At 64.5% G+C, this 4761-nt stretch carries 7 protein-coding genes and 1 tRNA gene; 6 read left to right on the forward strand and 2 right to left on the reverse strand.

Translation table 11 applies throughout. The features are described from left to right. Positions 1-568: RluA family pseudouridine synthase (locus EOA33_RS24730; RefSeq protein WP_145989266.1), on the reverse strand; the 568-nt coding region annotated here is incomplete at its 3' end. A gap of 26 nt (positions 569-594) precedes the next feature. On the opposite strand from EOA33_RS24730, the gene EOA33_RS40775 reads away from it, so the two are divergent. The 6 genes from EOA33_RS40775 to EOA33_RS24760 all read left to right on the forward strand — a co-directional run bounded on the left by EOA33_RS40775 (position 595) and on the right by EOA33_RS24760 (position 3940). Further along, on the forward strand, positions 595-978 hold the full coding sequence (locus tag EOA33_RS40775) for a fimbrial protein (RefSeq protein WP_245455354.1): 384 nt from the start codon (positions 595-597) through the stop codon (positions 976-978). After that, positions 975-1388 (forward strand): VOC family protein, encoded by a 414-nt coding sequence (locus EOA33_RS24740; RefSeq protein WP_126057979.1) that lies wholly within the window; start codon positions 975-977, stop codon positions 1386-1388. Before EOA33_RS40775 ends, EOA33_RS24740 begins: the two co-directional genes overlap by 4 nt. A gap of 85 nt (positions 1389-1473) precedes the next feature. Next, positions 1474-1548, forward strand: a tRNA-Glu gene (locus EOA33_RS24745). Between the two features lie 215 nt (positions 1549-1763). After that, positions 1764-2354, forward strand: coding sequence for a VOC family protein (locus EOA33_RS24750; RefSeq protein ID WP_126057980.1), 591 nt, complete (start codon positions 1764-1766; stop codon positions 2352-2354). A gap of 11 nt (positions 2355-2365) precedes the next feature. Continuing rightward, positions 2366-3268, forward strand: coding sequence for a glutathione S-transferase family protein (locus tag EOA33_RS24755; protein ID WP_127400264.1), 903 nt, complete (start codon positions 2366-2368; stop codon positions 3266-3268). A 303-nt stretch (positions 3269-3571) separates the two neighbouring features. Beyond that, positions 3572-3940, forward strand: coding sequence for a hypothetical protein (locus tag EOA33_RS24760; protein ID WP_126057982.1), 369 nt, complete (start codon positions 3572-3574; stop codon positions 3938-3940). Positions 3941-4167: 227 nt separating this feature from the next. On the opposite strand, the gene EOA33_RS24770 is transcribed toward EOA33_RS24760, so the two are convergent. Then, the gene (locus EOA33_RS24770) at positions 4168-4383 is read right to left on the reverse strand and encodes a hypothetical protein (RefSeq protein ID WP_126057983.1); all 216 of its coding nucleotides are present in this window, start codon (positions 4381-4383) and stop codon (positions 4168-4170) included. Positions 4384-4761 lie beyond the last annotated feature (378 nt).

Here is a 4761-nt window from a genome sequence, read left to right on the forward strand (position 1 = left end):
GATCGGCAAACGCCTCCGACAGCGCCTTGTGGGCACGGTCGGTCTTGGCGACGACCATGACGCCACTGGTCTCCTTGTCAAGACGATGAACGATGCCCGGCCGCTTGACGCCGCCAATGCCGGACAGGCTGTCGCCGCAATGGTGGATGAGCGCATTGACCAGCGTGCCGGTCCAGTTGCCGGCGCCGGGATGGACGACCAGTCCCGCCGGCTTGTTGATGACGATAAGCTCATCGTCCTCATAGAGGATGTCGAGGGCGATCGCCTCGCCCCGCGGCTCCGCCGGTTCAGGCTCCGGCATCTCCACCGAGACGCGCTCGCCGGCGGCCATCCTGCGCTTGGCCTCCTCGGCGACCTTGCCGCCGATCCTGACCGCGCCCTGCCTGATCAGCATCTGCACCCGGCTGCGCGAGATGTCCCGGCCGAGCCGGCCGGCCAGCCATTGGTCGAGGCGCTGGCCGGCGGCATCCGGGCCGGCCTCCAGCATGACCGATCCGCCGGCTGTCAAATCACTGCCTGTCAAACGATCCTCTATTAATCTGGAGGCCTCTTCGCTATGAGCGCTCATCGAAAACCGTTCTGGAACCCAATTCCATGGCCAGGCCAATTGCCGAGGAAGACGAAGAAAAGCCGCTCGACGCCGAAGTCGAGAAGGTGCGCGGCAAACTCATCCGCTTCATGGCCGTCAATCTCGGGCTGCTGTTCCTTGCCCTTATGGTGGTGATCGCGGCGCTTGTCTACAAAGCGCGCAACGCGCCGCCTGCCAGCGCCCCGGTTGCCAGCGATATCCAGGTGCCGGCCGGCGAACCGCTTAGCGCCGACATCGTGCTGCCGGTCGGCGCCAAGGTGATCAGCCAGTCGCTGTCCGGCAACCGCATCGCGATCGATGCCGAGCTTGCCGACGGCAGCCGCGCCATCTTCGTCTACGACATCGCCGAGCGTCGCGTGATAGGCCAGTTTGCGATCCGCAACAAATGAGCGGCTTCGCCGACAAGCGCTGCATCGCTACCGTGGCGCTCGTCGTCGGGAACTATGACGAGGCGATTGACTGGTATGTCGAGCGGCTGGGCTTCGCGCTTGCCGAGGACGTCGATCTCGGCGGCGGTAAGCGCTGGGTGATCGTAACGCCGGCGAACGCAAACGGCGCGCGGCTGCTGCTTGCCGAAGCAGCGGACGAGACGCAGGCGAGCCGCATCGGCAACCAGACCGGTGGCCGGGTCTTTCTCTTCCTCGAAACCGACGACTTCGCCCGCGACCATGTGGCGATGCTGGCCGGCGGCGTCGAGTTCCGCGAGGCGCCGCGCTTCGAGGCCTACGGCACGGTGGCGGTTTTTGCCGATCTCTACGGCAATCTCTGGGACCTGATCGAGCCGAAACGACGGGGCTGAGCCCAGCAGTTTTGGAATATCGGCGAACTCTCCGAAGCCCAGTTGCTTTTTCCTGGCCGCCAGCCTATATCGCCGGTTCTTGAGCGCGCCCATCGTCTAGCGGTCAGGACACCGCCCTCTCACGGCGGGAACAGGGGTTCGATTCCCCTTGGGCGTACCAAGTCTCTCCAGCACATTTTTCCATTCCAGGATACGCCCCCGGATTCCGCGCGACGTTAGCAGCGCTTCGGCGCTTCTGGCGCAACGCCGCCGATTGAATTAGCATCCTGTCATTACCTTGCGCCAAAGGCGCAGGGCGGCGCCTTGGGGAGCGCCGGCGGTAAATGCCGATCCGAACTGGCCCGACAGAGGCGAGGATCGCAGGGAGGGAGACCGATGCAGAAACTGCAATCGCAGGGCGTCCATCACATCACGCTGGTCGGCGCCGGGCGCCAGACGTCGATCGATTTCTGGGAAGGCGTGCTCGGCATGCCCTTCGTCTTCGAACAGCCCAATCTCGACAAGGCGAGCGAGAGCCATCTCTATTTCGATCCGGGCGACGGAAGGCTGATTACCGTCTTCACCGATGAGAGCCGCACGGCGGTGCCCAGGCGTACGCCCACCGATACGGGCTGCGTCCACCACATCGCGTTTGCGGTGTCGCGCGTCACCTTCCTGCAGGCGGTCGCCCGGCTCGACGAGCGCGGCATCAAGCATAGCGGCGTCAAGGATCGCGGCTTCATGGATTCGATCTATTTCGAGGACCCGCTTGGCCTCTTGATCGAGCTCGCCTCGTACCGCTTCGAACCACCGGCGGGCTTCACCCATGCCGATGTGCTGATGCAGGCGCACAAGATCCGCGTCGCGCGCGGCGACTACAACATCGCGGAAGTGCATCTGGCCGACGCGATCCAGACGCTGGTCGAATGGTCGCGCGCGACCTTGTCGGACGAAAGGGCACCGAAAAATCCATATGAAAAGGCCTGAGGGAGGAACAGATGGCAAAGGCAGCAACGAAGAGTGCAAGGAAACCGGCGGCCAAGGCTGCGGTGAAGGCCGCCAAGCCAGCGCCGAAAGCAAAGGCAAAAGCAGCGGCCAAGCCAGCCGCGAAGGTGACGGCAAAGGCCGCACCCAAGGTGACGGCAAAGGCCGCACCCAAGGTGACGGCAAAGGCCGCACCCAAGGTGACGGCAAAGGCCGCGAAGAAGCCTGGGCTGAAGCTCAGCATGCTGAAGCCGAGCGTCAACAACATGACCGTTCGGGTGTTCGCGCGCGCCGCCGGCTTCGACCATGCCGAGACCGACGCTTGGGGGCTTACGCGCTCGCCGGAGTTCATGGCGCGCAACCCGGCCCATCTGACGCCGATGATCGAGGACAAGGGGCTGCCGAGAGGCGTGTTGTGGGAAAGCTGCGCCATCATGCAGTATCTCGCCAACAAGCACGGGCTGGAGAAATTCTACCCCAAGGCGCCGGCCAAGCGGGCGATGATCGACAGCGCCATGTTCTATCTGGTCGGCACGCTTTACCCCTACGTGGCGCGTGCCACTTATCCGGCGCTCGGTTTCCCGCAATATGCCGGCGAGGTCGGCCACAGCGACGCCCATCCTGACAGGAAATCAGAGGCCCAGAAGGCGGCAGCGGCAGCAATCGCCGAGCCGCTCGACGTCTTCCACAGCTTCTTCCGCAACGGCAAGCCGTTCATCGGCGGCAGCAATCCGTCGATTGCCGACATTCGGCTGGCGGCGACGCTCGAGTTCCTAGCGGTCATCGACTACACGCTGCCCAAATGGGCGAAGGACTATATGGCGGCGATGGAGAAGAAGCTCGGCAAGGCCTATGCTGAACCGGCCGGTGATGTGCGCGGCTACATCGCCTACGTGAAGTCGCAGGCGAAGGCGTAAGGACCACTGTGGTGGCGTTCCGGATTTGCCGGGCGCTTCGAGGCTAAGGATTCGTTAACCAAGGACCCTGTCTAATGGTCACTGGTTCAGCTCAGGCGCGCGACCACGGATGTACTGGCGCGATGCCGAGGCGAAAGCAAAGGTCGGCCATGCGCCGGCCTTTTGCTTTTCAACCGCCGCCGGTCCGGAAGCACTCTCAGCCTCGTGGCTGCGCCCGGCGATTGCCGAGAAACCTGTTGTCACCTGCGGCTTTGACCGTAGCATGAGATCGGCGGCGGAGCGGGAGAGACGAGGATCCTGGCAATGAAAAACGTTGCATTGCCGACAATCGCCGCGGCGCTCCTGGCGGCCATGTCCTGTCGATCGAATGCGGCCGAGCTCAACACCATGAACGATGTCGGCGCGGCGCTGCAGGCGTGCTGGGTCCCGCCGGCGAATTCCGAAAACTCGTCGGTCACCTTGAGCTTCAGCCTCAGGCGGGACGGCACGCTGATCGGTCCCCCCAGGCCGACGGCGATCAAGGTGAGCGGCGACGCCAAGGCCAGGCAAGCCTATGTCGAGGCCGCAACCTCGGCACTGCAGCACTGCCTGCCGCTGAGCTTCTCGCCGGCGCTGGCGCAGGGGATTGCCGGCAAAGTCTACGTGCTGCAGTTCAACTCGCCCAAGAGATAGCGCTGGATCCCCAAGTTCAGCCGGTCATCTCAGTGCCGACGGCGCCGAAGCGGGTTCAGGAAACCGGGGCGGACGACCCGTTGACGGCTGTCACGTCCGACAGCCTCTCTCGCTTCTCGAGCGGCGGCTTTTCGTAGGTCTTCTGGCTTTGCCTGCAGGCTGGCGGGAAGTATTGCGCGCCGGCATCGTGGCTGGCGGCGGCTAGAAGGCGATCGGCAGCCTCGGGGTCAGTGCCGCGCGCGCCTCGCGTTTACATGGCGCTGCAGATCCGGCGTCTCGTAGACGTAGTCGCTCCACGCCGATTCCGGAATTTGCCCGGCCAGATAGCATTCCAGCAAAAGGTTCTGCTCCGGTGTCAGAGGCCTCGGTGCCCGCTCGTGGTCCAGTCCGAGTGAGTGGATGAGGTTTCTGGTCAGGCCGGAGACGGTGAAGTGAATGGACATCCTCGGTCTCCCTTTGCCGCTACAACGCGAAGTGTGGGGCAAAGGTTTCACCGGGACCATTCGACACTTTGAGCTATACCGTCTGGCGGCTGAGGGCGCCGCCCGGGGGCCGTCCCACGGGGGCCGGCGCCAGCGAAAGCAAAGGCGCGGTCGACAAACCGGCCGACCCGCGCACGGGGAGAGTGGTCGGCCTCGGCCTTCTTCCCAGCAAACTGAGTCTATCGCCCTGCTATTCGCAGACCACGCGGAAGCGCTTGCCGGGTGCGCTGACATTCCTGCAGGCCAGGGGCTGTTCCGGCTCGGACGACAGCGAGGGGGGACTTGCCGTCTGTCCTGGTGGCGCCGGCGGCGGGGGGAGCCTGCGGCCCGCGAGGCGTC

It is taken from the genome of Mesorhizobium sp. M4A.F.Ca.ET.050.02.1.1 (assembly GCF_003997725.1).
In the GTDB taxonomy this organism is placed as follows: domain Bacteria; phylum Pseudomonadota; class Alphaproteobacteria; order Rhizobiales; family Rhizobiaceae; genus Mesorhizobium.

What these genes read in the sequence shown, in the direction of transcription:
- EOA33_RS40775 (WP_245455354.1), top strand. Translation starts at nt 595, where the DNA reads ATGGCCAGGCCAATTGCCGAGGAAGACGAAGAAAAGCCGCTCGACGCC.
- EOA33_RS24740 (WP_126057979.1), top strand. Translation starts at nt 975, where the DNA reads ATGAGCGGCTTCGCCGACAAGCGCTGCATCGCTACCGTGGCGCTCGTC.
- EOA33_RS24750 (WP_126057980.1), top strand. Translation starts at nt 1,764, where the DNA reads ATGCAGAAACTGCAATCGCAGGGCGTCCATCACATCACGCTGGTCGGC.
- EOA33_RS24755 (WP_127400264.1), top strand. Translation starts at nt 2,366, where the DNA reads ATGGCAAAGGCAGCAACGAAGAGTGCAAGGAAACCGGCGGCCAAGGCT.
- EOA33_RS24760 (WP_126057982.1), top strand. Translation starts at nt 3,572, where the DNA reads ATGAAAAACGTTGCATTGCCGACAATCGCCGCGGCGCTCCTGGCGGCC.
- EOA33_RS24770 (WP_126057983.1), bottom strand. Translation starts at nt 4,383, where the DNA reads ATGTCCATTCACTTCACCGTCTCCGGCCTGACCAGAAACCTCATCCAC.